The organism is Streptomyces sp. NPDC048481, assembly GCF_043200075.1.
Lineage (GTDB): Bacteria > Actinomycetota > Actinomycetes > Streptomycetales > Streptomycetaceae > Streptomyces.
In genome coordinates this window covers 615,947-630,164 of record NZ_JBICXC010000003.1, presented here as the reverse complement: position 1 = coordinate 630,164, position 14,218 = coordinate 615,947, and the positions used below count along the sequence as shown (strand labels likewise).

Sequence of the window (14,218 nt, the reverse complement as noted above, 5' to 3'; positions counted from 1 at the left end):
GCAGGTCCCGAAGCCGCGTCCGTCTCAGGTTGTAGAGGTGGTGCGGGCCCCACCTCCCAGAGGTGGACGAGACCTTCCCCACCCCTGCGGGATGTCCCTGGTACCGGGGTATGACGCCCCACCCGCCCCCGAGGGCCGCCGGAAGCCGCCCGCGCATCCGCCGACCTGGGACGAAGCCGTCCACGACGCCGTGAAGCGAAGCCCCACGCGCGCCGGACGCCCACCCCTCCAGGTTGCGCCGGACCTCACCTGTCCGAGGTGAGGACCAGGCCCGACGTCGGTACGCCCGTCCCCGCCGTCACCAGGACGCGGGCCGCCCCGGGCAGCTGGTTCACGGCGGTGCCGCGCACCTGCCGTACGGCCTCCGCGATGCCGTTCATCCCGTGGAGGTACGCCTCCCCGAGCTGGCCGCCGTGGGTGTTGAGCGGCAACCGGTCCTCCGCCACGAAGGCGGCGGCCTCACCGCGGGCGCAGAAGCCGAACTCCTCCAGCTGCATCAGCACGAACGGCGTGAAGTGGTCGTACAGGATGCCGACGTCGATGTCGCCCGGCGTCAGCCCGGAGCCCTCCCACAGCCGCCGGGCGACCACGGACGACTCCGGCAGCCCGGTCAGGCCGTCCCGGTAATAGCTGGTCATCTGCTCCTGGGCCCGGCCCGCGCCCTGCGCCGCCGCCGCGATCACGGCGGGCGGCCGGGGCAGGTCGCGGGCCCGCTCCAGGGAGGTGACGACCAGCGCCTGGCCGCCGTCCGTCTCCTGGCAGCAGTCCAGCAGCCTCAGCGGCTCGGCGATCCAGCGCGAGGACGCGTGGTCGGCGAGCGTGATCGGACGGCCGTGGAAGTACGCCGCCGGGTTGGCCGCCGCGTGCCGTCGCGCGGTGACGGCGACGGGCCCGAAGGCCTCCTCCGCGCTCAGCCCGTAGGCGTACAGGTAGCGCTGCGCCGCCATCGCCACCCAGGAGGCCGGCGTGAGCAGCCCGAACGGCAGCGACCAGCCCAGCGCCGCCCCCTCCGCCGACGGCTCCCGCTGCCGCACGCCCGACCCGAAACGGCGCCCGGAGCGCTCGTTGAACGCGCGATAGCAGACGACGACCTCGGCCGCGCCCGTCGCCACGGCGAGCGCCGCCTGCTGCACGGTCGCGCAGGCCGCGCCGCCGCCGTAGTGGACGCGGGAGAAGAAGGACAGCTCGCCCATGCCGCAGGCCTGCGCCACGGTGATCTCCGGGCTGGTGTCCATCGTGAAGGTCACCATGCCGTCCACGTCGGCGGGCGTGAGGCCCGCGTCGGCCAGGGCCGCGCGCACCGACTCCGCGGCCAGTCGCAGCTCACTGCGCCCCGAGTCCTTGGAGAACTCCGTGGCCCCGATCCCGGCGATCGCGGCCCGGCCGCCCAGCCGGTCCCGCACGCGCGCGTTCACGACCCGGCCTCCTTCGCGAGGAGGAGCGTGACCGTCCCCGTGACGTGCCGGCCCACGCCGTTGTCCCCGGTGACCCGCACCACGGCCGTGTCGCCGTCGACCTCCTCGACGCGGCCCCTCAACACCATGGTGTCGCCCGGGTGGTTGGGCGCGCCCAGCCGGATGGCCACCTTGCGGAGCACCGCCGTGGGGCCGAGGCAGTCGGTGAGGTAGCGGCCGACCAGGCCATTGGTGGTGAGGATGTTCATGAAGATGTCGGGGGACCCCTTGGCCCGGGCCAGCTCGTGGTCGTGGTGGACGTCCTGGTAGTCGCGCGAGGCGATGGCGCCGGCGACGATCAGGGTCCGGGTGACCGCGATCTCCAGCGGCGGCAGCTCGTCACCGGCCTTCACGCGGCACCCTCCCGCGCGCGGAACACGGGCAACGTCAGCTCGTCGTCGAAGACCTGGAACTCCAGCTCCACCGGCATTCCGATGCGCACCTTGTCGTAGGGCACGCCGACGACGCCGCTGATCACGCGGACGCCCTCCGCCAGTTCGACCAGCCCCACCGCGTAGGGCGGGGAGAACGCCGGGAACGGCGGATGGTGCATCACGACGTACGAGAACACCGTGCCCCGGCCGCCCGCCTCGACCGTGTCCCACTCGGCCGAACCGCAGGCGTTGCAGCCGGGCAGCCAGGGAAAGCGAAGGGTGGCACAGGCGACGCACCGCTGGATGAGAAACCGCCGCTCGCCCACGCCCGCCCAGAATCCGGCGTTGTCCCGGTTGACGACAGGCCGCGGCCGAAGCCCGTCCGCCCGCGCGGGCTCGGGCCGATGCGCCTCCGCCGCCGCGGCGACAGGGGCGGCCGTGGCCGCGTCAGGGGCCGGCGCGTACTTGAGGATGCGGAAGCGATGGGTGCCCACAAGCGCCCCGCCCACCCGGACCTCGGTCCGCGTCGTCACGAAGTAGCCGGTGCCCAGCCTGGTCGTCTTGCGCGACGAGACCGACTCGATCACGGTGTCGAAGGCGACCTCGTCCCCGGGCCGCAGCGGACGCAGGTACTCCTGCTCGCAGTCCGTGGCGACGACCGCGGTGCAGCCCGCCCCGTCGAGCAGGGACAGCAGTTCCTCATAGGCCCGCGCCCGCCCCTCGTGCACGCTCCCCGGGCCGCCCAGGCCGCCCATGATCCACGCCTGGAGCATGGTGGGCGGGGCGATCGCGTCGGGGCCGGCGTAGGCGGGGTTGGCGTCGCCCATCGCCTCGCACCAGTGCCTGATCATGGGCGCGTTGACGGGATCCCGGCCCACGCCGGCGACCGCGGCGGGGCGCCCCTCGTAGGCCTTGAGCCGCAGGTGGAGATGGTCGTCGTCCACAACCGCACTCCTTCCGGACGATTTCTGACTGTCCGTCAGACGCGGCCGCCTGTCAAGGTCGTCGCACCACCCGAAACGCCTGTGCGGCGACGCCGAAGCACCGCCGCACAGCCGCACCGCCCCCTCTCTCCCCTCCGAAGCCGCGCCCCGAGCCCCCTCGGCGCTCCCCTCTCTTCCCCCTCTCCCCCTCTCCCCCTCTCCCCTCCTCTCCCTCCTTTCTCCCTCCCCTCCCCAAGCGGGGGCGCAAGTCCGTGTCCCGCCAGGGCGGTCCGCCGACCGCCCCGCCCCTGCGACGACGTCGCGAGATCAGAGTTGCCCACCAAATCCCTGACGAACCACCCCACATGCCCTGATTACCACGCAAGCGTGAGGGACGGCCGATAAACCTCCTTGACGCCCCTTCACCGGACGTCGCGCAGCGACTCGCACCGCACCGCACCCGAACAACGCCCTCTTCCATTTATCGAACATGCGTACGACACTGAATGCATGGCCACCACCGACCGGTACCCACGGCAGGCCGCCACCCTGGCCCTCGCCCACGCCCTGTCGGCCGCAGAACGCGGCCTGGCCGTCATCCCCCTGTCCCGCACGAAGCTCCCGGCCCTTCGCTCCCCCCACCGCGACGCCACCGCACCGGCCGGGCCGCCTTGTCACGGCGAGTGCGGCCGCTTCGGACACGGCGTCCACGACGCCTCCACCGACCCGGCCCGCATCCGCGAACTGTTCGCCGCCGCACCCTGGGCCACCGGCTACGGCATCGCCTGCGGCCTGCCCCCGCACCACCTCGTCGGCGTCGACCTGGACGTCAAGTCGGACACGGACTCCGCAGCGGCCCTGCGCGCCCTCGCCCAGCGCCATCGGTTCACGATCCCGCCGACGATCATCGTCCTCACCCCGTCCGGCGGACGGCACCTGTGGCTCACCGGGCCGCCGGAGGTGGTCGTCCCCAACTCGGCCGGCCGTCTCGCCCCCGGCATCGACATCCGGGGCGCCGGCGGCTACCTGGTCGGCCCCGGCTCCCGCACCGCCCACGGCGCCTACACGACGGCTCCCGGCACCGCACACCTCGCCCCGGCGCCCTGCCCCCGTCCGCTGCTGCGTCTGCTGCTGCCGCGGCCGCGCACGCCCCGGCCCGGCCGCGCCGGCCCCACGGCGGGCGGCGCGCACGGCCGCGGCCTGGTCCAGTTCGTCCTGGCCGCCCACGAGGGGCAGCGCAACACCCGCCTGTTCTGGGCGGCCTGCCGGGCCTACGAGGACGGCATCGGCACGGAACTGACCGCGGACCTGATCGCCGCCGCGGAACGCACGGGGCTGACGCCGCAAGAGGCCCGCAGCACCATCGCCTCAGCGGCCCGCATGACCACCCACCGCACACCTCACCCGCCCCCGAGCCAGCCGGACATCCCGGGCACCCAGGGCTGAAGCGCGCCGCCCGAGAACACGAACCCCGGCACACGGCACACGGCACACGGCGGAATCAGAACCCGTCCTATCCACGGCATCCAGCGAGAAGGCTCCGGGTCGGATACGGCAGGAGGGCGAAACCGGCCGGATTCGAACCGGCGTCCTCACGATTCTGGAGACCGCGCGCGACGACCCCTGCGCTAGCTCCGCCCCGCCGGCCATCGTAGGAACTCCCCCCGCCGCCCGAAAGGCACCCGTGCCCCGGCATGCCCGTGCGAGCGAGGCCGACGCGAAGGCCCGGCCGCCGACGGCCGGCGCACACCAGAACGGCCCCCGACCGAGTCACCCGGTCGGGGGCCGTTCACCTGCGGTGGGTGTGGGATTTGAACCCACGGTGACATCGCTGCCACGACGGTTTTCAAGACCGTTCCCTTAGGCCGCTCGGGCAACCCACCCGCGCCCCTGCCCACCTGGGGCGGAGCGGGTACAGACTACCGGGCGCGGGCTCGAAGCGGGGAGCATGGTCCACGGGGAGTCCACAGGCCCTCGTCTCAGGTGCCGGCCCTCTCCGTGAGCACGAGCGCACCGCGCTCCGGTACTTCAGGTGACGTCGAGTCGGTCGTGTCACGGGACCGTCACGGCGTCGTCCTGGATCGAGGACCGAGGCATCCGCTCGGATCCGGGGCCTCTCATAATGATCAAGCACGTGCCGAGGGACGACGCCCGCACCTCAGCACCAACCAGTAGATCACGCAGGGGAACTGACACATGATCCGCAACCGCCGCAAGGCCTTCCTCGTCTCCGCCGCGCTCCTGGGCGGCACCCTGCTGATGACGGCGTGCGGCCAGAGCGACGACGCCGACAGCTCCTCCGGCAAGCCCGACGCGTCTGCGGCGGCGAGCAAGTCCGGTGCCACCGGCGTCAGCGGCGCCCCCGCGTCCCCCTCCGGTTCCGGCGGCAGCACGTCCGGTTCCGGGAACACGTCCGGCGGCAGCACGACCGGTGCCGGGAACACGTCCGGTACCGGCAGCAAGTCCGGCGGCAGCGCTTCCGGTTCCGGGGGCACGTCCGGCTCCGGCGAGACCGTCGTGGAGGGCCTCGACAAGGGCAAGGGCGTCAGCGGCACCTGGTACGGCATCGTGCGGTACGTGGCGCCCGGCAAGTACCTGGTCGACGGTCCTGCGGCCCAGGGCTCCGGCGGTGAGCAGCAGGCTTTCTTCCTCGCCGAGGACACCGTGATCCTGGGCGGGGGCCGGATCTGCGGCACCGCCGGCTCGAAGGTGGACGCCCCCTGCGAGGAGGCCGACCTGGAGAAGGCCGCCAAGAAGGGCGTGGAGGCCGAGGTCGTGGTCAAGAACGGCACAGCCACTCAGATCACCGACGGTGCGCTCCGCTGATCCGACAGTTCGCGACGAGCAGAGGCGGTCCGCCGGAAGCCACACTTCCGGCGGACCGCCTCACTCATTGCCGCTCCCGTGCGGCACGCGCGCGTCGGGTCAGCTGTCGCCCTTGCGCGAGCCGAGGGTGAGGTCGACGGTGTGGGTCTTGCCGCTGCGTTCGTAGGTGATCGTGACCTTGTCGCCGGGCTGGTGGGTCCAGATCTCGCCGATGAGGGTGGGGCCGCTGTCGATCACCATGTCGTCGAGCTTGGTGATGACGTCGCCGGGCTTGAGCCCGGCCCGGTCGGCGGGACCGCCGGACTCGACCGCCGAGGAGCCGCCCTCGGCGGTGTCGGTGATCTTCGCGCCGCCCGAGCCCTCCTGGAGGGAGACCGACGCGCCGATCTTGGCGTATACGGGCTGGCCGGTCCTGATCAGCTGCTGGGCGACGTTCTTGGCCTGGTTGATCGGGATGGCGAAGCCGAGGCCGATCGAGCCGGACTGGGCGGTGCCGCCGAGCCCGCCGCCGCCGGTCGACTGGATCGCGGAGTTGATGCCGATGACGTTGCCGGAGGCGTCCAGCAGCGGGCCGCCGGAGTTGCCCGGGTTGATCGAGGCGTCCGTCTGGAGGGCGCTCATGTAGGAGGCGGAGCTGCCGGAGCCGTCGCTGGAGGCCACCGGGCGGTTCTTCGCGCTGATGATGCCCGTGGTGACCGTGTTGGACAGGCCGAAGGGGGCGCCGATCGCGATCGTCGAGTCGCCGACCGCCACCTTGTCGGAGTTGCCGAGGGTGAGCGGCTTGAGGTCCGATGGGGCGTTCTTCAGCTTGATGACGGCGACGTCGTAGCCCTTGGCGTGTCCGACGACCTCGGCGTTGTACTTCTTGCCGTCGGGGAAGGTCGCCGTCAGCTTGCCGCCGTCGACCGCGTCCGCCACCACGTGGTTGTTGGTGACGATGTGGCCCTGGGTGTCGAAGACGAACCCGGTGCCGGTGCCGCCCTCGCCGCTGCTGGACTCGGCCTCGATGGTGACCGTGCTGGGCAGGGCCCTGGCTGCCACCCCCGCGACCGTGCCGGGATCGCGCTTCACCGCGCCGCCCTCGGTGGAGGCGGAGACGGTGGTGGAGCCGCTGTCGTCGTCGTTCCTGGCCAGGGTGTAGCCGAGGCCGCCGCCCAGACCGCCGGCGACCAGCGCGGCGATCAGGACCGCGGCGACGAGCCCGCCGCGGCCACGGCCCGACTTCGGCGCGGGCTGCTGGTAGGAGGCTCCCCAGACGGTTCCGCTGCCGCCGCCCGTGCCGCCCGCGCCGGAGCCGTCGGCGCCGTACGCGTGCGTGCCCGCACCGGCGTCGGCGTACAGGGGGGTGGCCGGGGGCGGGTTCTGCCAGTCGTTCCCGGGCGCGGCCGGGGGGCCCTGGGGCGCGGCGGACTCGTGTGCCGGTGAGGCGTGGGGGACGGTCGGCGGCGGCCAGTCGCCGTCGACCGGGGCGGGCGCGGGCGCCGCCGGGGGCGTACTGGGCGGCGGCCAGGCGCCCTCGGGCGCGCCGGTCGCCCCCGCGGGGACGTGCTCGGGCGCCTGCGGGGGCGCCGCCGGGAGCGGGGTGGTGGGCGCGCCGGCGTCCGGCGCGGACGCCTGCGAGGCGGCCGAGGGAGACTCCACCGGCACGGGAGGTGCGGACGGGGCCGGGGGTACCTGAGTGCCCTCGCTCTTGCCCTCGTTCTCGGTGCTCACAGCTCTTCTCCTCGATCCACGGCTGTTTTCGGCGGTCGCACTGGGCGGCACGGGGTCGTGCCCGTCGGCGCTCGACGCGCTTCGTCGCACGCTTCGTCCACTACCCGGCGCGCTGAAGCTGTTGCCTGTCCTTTTGTATGTCTCAGCTTTTCCCACGGGCCGTCAGAGCACCATAAGCGGTGCCTGTGGGTCCACGGTCTTTCTTTATAAGGGTCAATACGCACAATAAGCGCGCATCTTCAAAAGATCTCAGAGGGTTCTCAGACGACGGTCCGACGGTGGCACGATGACGCGGTGACTCACGCACGGCAGCACCACATTCAAGTCGTCGCCCACCGGGGCGCCTCCGAGGAGGCCCCCGAGCACACCCTGGCCGCGTACAAGAAGGCGATCGAGGAAGGTGCGGACGCCCTCGAATGCGATGTACGGCTCACCGCGGACGGTCATCTCGTGTGTGTGCACGACCGCCGCGTCAACCGTACGTCCAACGGACGCGGCGCGGTCTCCGCCCTGGAACTCGCCGACCTGGCGGCGCTGGACTTCGGCTCCTGGAAGACCAAGGAGGCGCACGAGGCCTGGCACGCGCGCGAGGAGGACCCCGACTGGGAGGTCCGGCCCGAGGACCGCGAGGAGACCTCCGTCCTGACCCTGGAACGGCTGCTGGAGCTCGTCTCCGACGCGGGACGGCGGGTCGAGCTGGCCATCGAGACGAAGCATCCGACCCGCTGGGCCGGACAGGTGGAGGAGCGGCTGCTGGCGCTGCTCAAGCGGTTCGGCCTGGACGCGCCCGCCTCCGCGGCCGAGTCACCGGTGCGGATCATGAGCTTCTCGGCGCGCTCGCTGCACCGGGTGCACGCCGCCGCGCCCACGATCCCGGCCGTCTACCTGATGCAGTTCGTCTCGCCCCGGCTGCGCGACGGACGGCTGCCCGCGGGAGTCGGGATCGCCGGCCCCTCGATCCGTATCGTGCGCAGTCATCCGGCGTACGTCGAGCGGCTGAAGCGGGCGGGCCACCAGGTGCACGTGTGGACCGTGAACGAACCGCAGGACGTCGACCTCTGCGTGGGGCTGGGCGTCGACGCCATCATCACCAACCGTCCGCGCGCGACCCTGCGACGCCTGGGCCGCTGAACCGGCCCCCTCCGGACAGGGCGGAATCGAGCCGTCGTACGGCTCCTCCGGAAGCCCTCCGGGAGCCCTCGTTGCCCCCCGGAGGTCACACACGTCCCAGAAGCCCCATCCATACCTCTTGACCCGCAGCGCCACCTACAGCATTCTCCGTTCTCAGCCATACCGCCCAGATTCAGCCACTCACTGACCAGCCCCTCACAGGGAGTGCTCCGGCGCGTTCGTTCCGTGTTCGGCCGTGCCGAATGCGTCCCCGGACCTGCGCCGGCCGGTTTCCGGTACAGGCCAATGGGGCATCCACACCGTGGCGTGGGCGAAGGAGGTCTCGGGGGTGGCGTTGGTGGTGGCACAGGAGGTGCCCGCGTCGTCGAGCATGGCCGTACCTCATGGCCCGGCGGGCGTGGGGAACGCGAGACACCGCATGCGCGATCAGTTGCGCAGGGGCGGGGTGTCGGAATCGGTCATCGACGACGCCGTACTGATCCTTTCCGAACTCTTGAGCAACGCCTGCAAGCACGGCAGACCACTGGGCGACGCCCTGGCCGGGGACGGGGACGTCCGGGCCGCCTGGCGCGTCGATCCGGGCGGCCGGCTGGTGGTCGAGGTGACCGACGGCGGCGGCCCGACCCGCCCCGCCCCGGCGACCCCGTCCGTCACGGCCCACGGCGGCCGCGGGCTCAACATCATCACGGCGCTCGCCGACGACTGGGGCGTCCGCGACGACGCGCGCGGCGAGGTCACGGTGTGGGTGGTCGTCCACGCGGACGTGTACGACCCCGACGCGGGCTGCCGGCGCGACGACTTCGCGTCCCGGGTCGCGGCCCCCTCGGTCGCGTCCATGGCCGGCCTGGACTTCGCGGACGTCTTCGACGACATGGACTAGCCGGGTTCGACGGCATGGACCGGCCAGGGCATGTCGTCCGGATCACCCCGCGGCCGTGTCCGCTCCCGTCACCCTCCTTCCGCCCCCGTGCCGTCCGCCGCCTGCGAGCCGGGCGTCGTCCACAGGTTCCGGTGACGGGGCGTGCGAACGGCTAGGCTCCCGGCGTATCAGACGAGCCGTACCCGGGAGACACCCAGTGGCCAAGAAGCGACCCCAGACGAAGGCCAAGCGGCCGCAGCTCACCGACGGGGACATCCCGGTCGTCGGCGCGCGGGAGCCCTGCCCCTGCGGCAGTGGCCGCCGCTACAAGGCCTGTCACGGCCGGGCCGCCGCGCATGCCGCGACCGAACTGGTGCAGCGCCCCTTCGAGGGGCTGCCGGGCGAGGGCGACTGGGTGGCGCTGCGCGAGCTGGTGCCGGCCGCCACGGTGGAGCTGACGCTCAGGGACGGCCTGCCCGAGGGCGTCCCGTCGGTCACGCTCGCCACGGTGCTGCCGATGGCGTGGCCCGCCCTGCGCCGGGACGACGGTTCGGTGCTGCTCGGCCTGCAGAACGACACGCCGTCCGGGGACATCAGCCGCGACCTGGCCGACACCCTGCGGCGCGCCCTGGAAGCCGATCCGGGTACCCCGGTCCAGGCGCGCCGCGCCCCGGCCGACGGTCCGCGGATGCAGGACCTGCTCGACCCGGAGGGCACGTTCGCGCCAGTTGTGCACAGCGGCTTCGAGTTCTGGGTGCCGGACCCCGAGAACGCCGCGCCGGAGGTGGCCGCCTCCCTGGAGCGGGCGAACGCCGCGGCCGTCCCCACCGTCAAGCTGACCGGCGTGGACGCCGCGTACTGGTGCGAGACGCCGGAGAAGAACCATCTGCGCTGGGTCATGCCGCACCCGGAGGAGCAGCTTCTGGACGCTCTCGCGCGGCTGCACGCCGCGGGCGCGGCCGGTCTCGGGGAGGGCACGCGGCTGGTGGGCTCCTTCCGGGCGCACGGTCTGACGGTGCCGGTGTGGGACCTGCCTAGCGCGGTCACCGCGGACGACGTGGAGAAGCCGGCGGCGGAGTTCGCCGAGCGGCTCACCGTCGCCCTGGCCTCGGACGCGCCGCTCACGGCGGACGAGCGTCGCGCGCGGGGCGGCCTCACCAACCGACAGGTGACGCTCAGCTGACGCACAGGGTTCCAACAGGCCTTCGTGAGAAGGCCGTTCGGTCCCACAGCGCGGGCGGCCGGGGTGAGTCCGCTCACAACTGCCGTCCGCACAAGGCGAGTCGACGCCACAAGCGCCGATTCGCCCGTGTCCGGAAAGCCGATGAAAACAAGAGATCGAATTTGCGCAGGGCCGATCTCTTGTTACCGTTCGAGTAGCCCGGTTGCTGGTGCATCCCCCGTCGCCAGCAACCGGGTTTTTCCGTGCGCGAATCCGCTCACGCGCAGACAGCTCACGTCAACTCCCCGTGTCCGTCGGCGAGTTGCTGCCGGAGCGCAACAGCAGCGGCCCGTCCTCGGATGCTCGTGCGAACTCCGCGACCGCCGTGTAGGCGGCCAGGTTGCCGCGGCTGCGTTCGTGGGGCGTCTCGCAGGACAGCGGTTCGTCCTCGGTGCTCACCGCGCAGTTCGTCTGCACCGTGCGCCCCGCGGGACCCATGAGGCTCAGGAAGGCGCCCAGGGCGCGCCCGGTGGCGTTGCGGTAGTACGTGCGCGCCCAGGTGTCCTCGCCCTGGGACAGCACGCAGGTCTGCGCCTCCATGCCGTCGGGGGAGGTCAGCTCGGGGCCGCAGCGGGCGGCGGTGGCCAGACCCAGGCCGAGCGGCAGCGGAGACCGGGAGGGCGCGGCGGGGGGCGCCTTAGGGTCGCCTCGCTCCCCGGCGCGCGCGTCGCTCAGGTCGAGGGCGCGGGTGACGGTCGCGTCGGCCGTGCGTCCCTCGTCGCCGACCGGCCCCGCGGACGCCATGGCCAGAGGCAGTGTGATCGCGCCGGCCACGGCGCCCCCGAGGGCGAGGAGACGAAGGTTCATGCACCGGAAGATAGAGGGCGAACCCGGGCTTGCCGCCCGGTGCGCGCCCGACACCCCTACAACTCGGGGGCGCTCACACCCGTACGAGTGAGGGCGTCGACGACGGCGTCCACGAGGGCCTCGACGTCGGGCACCCACGGTGAGGCCGAGCCGGGCAGCGGCGCGCGTTCCCAGCGGATGCCGCCGCGGCCGGTCTCCGACGGCGGCAGGGCGATGTATCCGCCGTCGCCGTGGAAGCGCAGCGAGCCGGGGACGAAGTCCTTGGCGTAGAGCAGCTCACCGAGCTGCTCCATCGAGTACGGCCGCACCAGGAAGAACCAGCGGGTGGGGGAGGCCACCACCGGGCCGAGGCGCATGCCCTGCACGTCGAGCGCCACGAGCGCGCGCGAGGCGGCGAGGGCCGGGAGGCTGACCGCGCAGGGGGCGGCGCCCCCGGTGGCCAGGATGATCGGCGACGCCGGCCGGTTGCCCCACCACCAGCGCACCATGCGGGCGTCGGTGGTGGCCGCGAGGAGGCCGGGATCGAAGGGATGGGCGCCGGGGACCGTGCACTCCGGGTCGGGGCAGGTGCAGCGGGACGTGCTCCGCTGGTCCGCCGTCGCCCCTGGGAGGACGGGCCACTGCCATCGCGTCGCGAACGTCAGGGCCGCGTCGAGCAACTCGGGCCCTCCGTCGCCGCGCCGGGACAGCAGCCTGCGTCGCTTTCCGAGGATCTCGCGCATGAGCGCTCGTTCCTTTCCGTTGCACCGCTGGCAACACCGTGGGTCTCATCACACCATGTGTCGATCACTTCACTGTGCGTACCTTGTGGCGCATCACACCCCTGTCCTGGACAAGGGGGACCCCTCGGGGTCGAGGTGGCGGCCGCTTCCGCGACCGCTCCGTCCGACTTGCGTCCATCTCGTGCCTGGGTGTGGCGTGGGGTGGCGAAGTCTGGCGTTTGGCGTCGCGCGTATTTCTCTCCGCCTCCACCACGGGAGGATGGGGCACGGTCGTCGATGACTATGACGCCCGGTCCGGTCACCAGGTTCCGGGAGGCTCCCTACGAGCCCCCGACGACCCCGGCCCTTACCGAGTACGTACCCACCGCGTCCGCTGTGACGCTCCGTCGAGCAAACCCAGTCGACCGCAATCACCCCTTACCCGAGGCAGTTTTAAGCCAACTTCGCATTTTCGCAAGGGAGCCGGAAGAACCATGCGTGATTCTCCCAAAGACCCAGCGGACACCAGTAATCCCAGCAGGACAATGCTGGACATCCCCTCACGAGTGCGTGTACATGTGGAGACACCGCTAGCGGCGCAGAATGACATGGGGGTTTGCGATGCTTTTGAGCAATACGCTCCGGTCCGAGAGCCGGACGCCATGAACGCCCCTCACCCTCCGAAAGTGGCCGGAATCGATTCAGCGGTTCCCTCGCCCGCACACACTGTCCCGCCCGCGCCCGCCGCCCCGGACCACGCGCCCCTCCCCGCGCCTCCCCCGGGCCCCCCGCTCGCCGCCGGTCCCGGAGCCGTGCTGACGGACCGGCTCGCCGGCTGGGTCTCGGACCTCACCACCCTGCACGAACTCACCGAACGCCTGGCGCGCACCGACGTGCTGGCGGACGCCCTGACGGAGCTGCTGCACGCCGGAGCCGCCCTCGTCGGCGCCCGCCGCGGCCTCGTGGTCCTGGAGCCCGCCGACCGGCTCGGCCCCGACACCACGATCGGCCTGGGCCTCGGCCGGGCCGACCTCGGCCACATCGAGACCGTGCCCCGCAGCGCCCTGGCCTACGGCCGCATCCTCGACGGACTGCCCGGCGGCGAGGGGGAGATCGCCGAGCCCGACCTGCTCGCCGGGGACGGCCTGGACCCCCGCCACCGCGAGGTGGCCGCCCGCCTCGGCTACGCCGCGAGCTACGCCCTGCCGCTGCGGGCGGACGGCGCGCCGGGCCGGCTCGGCGCCGCCGTCTGGCTCTACGACGAGCCCGCCGAACCGGGCGAACGCCAGCGCCACCTGGCCGGCCTGTACGTCCGGTACGCCGCCGAGCACCTCGCCCGGCTCGTGGAACTCGAGCGCACACGCGCGTGCATGCGGACGATGGCCGAGGAACTCCTGCCGTCCCGGTTGCCGCGGGTGCCCGGCGTCCAGCTCGCCGCCCGGCACCGCACCGGCCCGCGCGGCGGCGGCGACTGGTACGACGCGCTGCCGCTGCCGGACGCCGCGCTGGGGCTCGCCGTGGGCTCCGTCACCGGGTCCGGGCCGAGCGCCGTCGCCGCGATGGGCCGGCTGCGCGCCTCCCTGCGGGCGTACGCCGTGATGGAGGGCGAGGACCCCGTCGCCGTCCTGTCCGATCTGGAGCTGCTGCTGCGGCTCACCGAGCCCGCACGGTCCGCCACCGCGCTGTTCGCCTACTGCGAGCCCGCCCTGCGCAAGATCACCCTGGCCGGCGCGGGACACTGCCCGCCGCTGCTGGTCGGCGAGCGGCGCACGGAGTTCGTGGAGACCTCCGTCTCCGCGCCGCTGGGCATGCTCGCCTGCTGGGAGGCGCCCGGCGTCGAACTGGAGGCGGAGCCCGGCGAGACGGTCCTGCTCTACACCGACGGCCTGCTGCACCGCACCGGCGAGCCCGTCGACCGCGCCTTCGCCCGCCTGCACGCCGCCGCCGCGGGCGTGCCCAGACCGCTGCGCGGCGACCCTGGCGCGATCGCCGACCACGTGCTGCGCACGCTCCTGCCCGACGCACCGGGCGGACCGGGCGGAGCCGACGGACGGGGCGGGCCGGACGGGCAGGACAGCGACGAGGACGTCGTGCTGCTGGCGGCCCGCTTCGAGTAGGACGGCGACGACAGTCCGTGACCGGCCCGGCGACAGGTCCTTCTCCTCTGGGCCCCCTTACGTACGACCGTACGATGGAGGGGGTCCAGTG

General features: G+C 73.0%; 11 protein-coding genes, 2 tRNA genes and 1 pseudogene. 6 read left to right on the top strand and 8 right to left on the bottom strand.

The genetic code is table 11. The annotated features are described in order from the left end of the window. Positions 1-245: 245 nt before the first annotated feature. From ACGFSH_RS13500 to ACGFSH_RS13490, 3 genes are read right to left on the bottom strand one after another with little or no spacing between them, the layout of a single operon-like run. A complete protein-coding gene (locus tag ACGFSH_RS13500; protein ID WP_393347911.1) occupies positions 246-1,415 on the bottom strand; it encodes a lipid-transfer protein in 1,170 nt (389 codons plus the stop codon). Beyond that, a complete protein-coding gene (locus ACGFSH_RS13495) occupies positions 1,412-1,807 on the bottom strand; it encodes a MaoC family dehydratase (protein ID WP_393347909.1) in 396 nt (131 codons plus the stop codon). The genes ACGFSH_RS13500 and ACGFSH_RS13495 overlap by 4 nt, the downstream gene beginning before the upstream one ends. Next, on the bottom strand, positions 1,804-2,772 hold the full coding sequence (locus tag ACGFSH_RS13490; RefSeq protein WP_393347907.1) for a bifunctional MaoC family dehydratase N-terminal/OB-fold nucleic acid binding domain-containing protein: 969 nt from the start codon (positions 2,770-2,772) through the stop codon (positions 1,804-1,806). Before ACGFSH_RS13490 ends, ACGFSH_RS13495 begins: the two co-directional genes overlap by 4 nt. Positions 2,773-3,261: 489 nt before the next feature. On the opposite strand from ACGFSH_RS13490, the gene ACGFSH_RS13485 reads away from it, so the two are divergent. Then, entirely contained in the window at positions 3,262-4,197 is a 936-nt protein-coding gene (locus ACGFSH_RS13485) for a bifunctional DNA primase/polymerase (protein WP_393347905.1), read from the top strand. A gap of 114 nt (positions 4,198-4,311) precedes the next feature. On the opposite strand, the gene ACGFSH_RS13480 is transcribed toward ACGFSH_RS13485, so the two are convergent. Then, positions 4,312-4,390 (bottom strand) — tRNA-Trp (locus ACGFSH_RS13480). Between the two features lie 157 nt (positions 4,391-4,547). Then, positions 4,548-4,634: transfer RNA gene (locus ACGFSH_RS13475), tRNA-Ser, on the bottom strand. A 313-nt stretch (positions 4,635-4,947) separates the two neighbouring features. On the opposite strand from ACGFSH_RS13475, the gene ACGFSH_RS13470 reads away from it, so the two are divergent. Next, positions 4,948-5,577, top strand: coding sequence for a hypothetical protein (locus ACGFSH_RS13470; protein WP_393347903.1), 630 nt, complete (start codon positions 4,948-4,950; stop codon positions 5,575-5,577). A gap of 99 nt (positions 5,578-5,676) precedes the next feature. Here ACGFSH_RS13470 and ACGFSH_RS13465 read toward each other — a convergent pair whose 3' ends face one another. Further along, positions 5,677-7,290: a S1C family serine protease gene (locus ACGFSH_RS13465; RefSeq protein ID WP_393347901.1), complete on the bottom strand. Its 1,614-nt coding sequence runs from the start codon at positions 7,288-7,290 to the stop codon at positions 5,677-5,679. A 294-nt stretch (positions 7,291-7,584) separates the two neighbouring features. Here ACGFSH_RS13465 and ACGFSH_RS13460 point away from each other — a divergent pair, with 294 nt between their 5' ends. The 3 genes and pseudogenes from ACGFSH_RS13460 to ACGFSH_RS13450 all read left to right on the top strand — a co-directional run bounded on the left by ACGFSH_RS13460 (position 7,585) and on the right by ACGFSH_RS13450 (position 10,463). Continuing rightward, positions 7,585-8,421 carry a glycerophosphodiester phosphodiesterase gene (locus ACGFSH_RS13460; protein WP_393347899.1) on the top strand — a complete coding sequence of 279 codons (837 nt, stop codon included), beginning with the start codon at positions 7,585-7,587 and terminating at the stop codon, positions 8,419-8,421. Positions 8,422-8,663: 242 nt separating this feature from the next. Then, a pseudogene (locus ACGFSH_RS13455) lies at positions 8,664-9,301 on the top strand (ATP-binding protein). 196 nt (positions 9,302-9,497) lie between these two features. Beyond that, the gene (locus ACGFSH_RS13450) at positions 9,498-10,463 is read left to right on the top strand and encodes a DUF5926 family protein (protein ID WP_393347897.1); all 966 of its coding nucleotides are present in this window, start codon (positions 9,498-9,500) and stop codon (positions 10,461-10,463) included. 276 nt (positions 10,464-10,739) lie between these two features. On the opposite strand, the gene ACGFSH_RS13445 is transcribed toward ACGFSH_RS13450, so the two are convergent. Together ACGFSH_RS13445 and ACGFSH_RS13440 are read right to left on the bottom strand one after the other, a co-directional pair. Continuing rightward, on the bottom strand, positions 10,740-11,309 hold the full coding sequence (locus ACGFSH_RS13445; protein WP_393347895.1) for a hypothetical protein: 570 nt from the start codon (positions 11,307-11,309) through the stop codon (positions 10,740-10,742). 56 nt (positions 11,310-11,365) lie between these two features. After that, positions 11,366-12,031: a bifunctional DNA primase/polymerase gene (locus ACGFSH_RS13440; protein ID WP_393347893.1), complete on the bottom strand. Its 666-nt coding sequence runs from the start codon at positions 12,029-12,031 to the stop codon at positions 11,366-11,368. 524 nt (positions 12,032-12,555) lie between these two features. Between ACGFSH_RS13440 and ACGFSH_RS13435 the strand changes: the two genes are divergently transcribed. Further along, on the top strand, positions 12,556-14,127 hold the full coding sequence (locus ACGFSH_RS13435; protein WP_393347891.1) for a PP2C family protein-serine/threonine phosphatase: 1,572 nt from the start codon (positions 12,556-12,558) through the stop codon (positions 14,125-14,127). Positions 14,128-14,218: the final 91 nt, after the last annotated feature.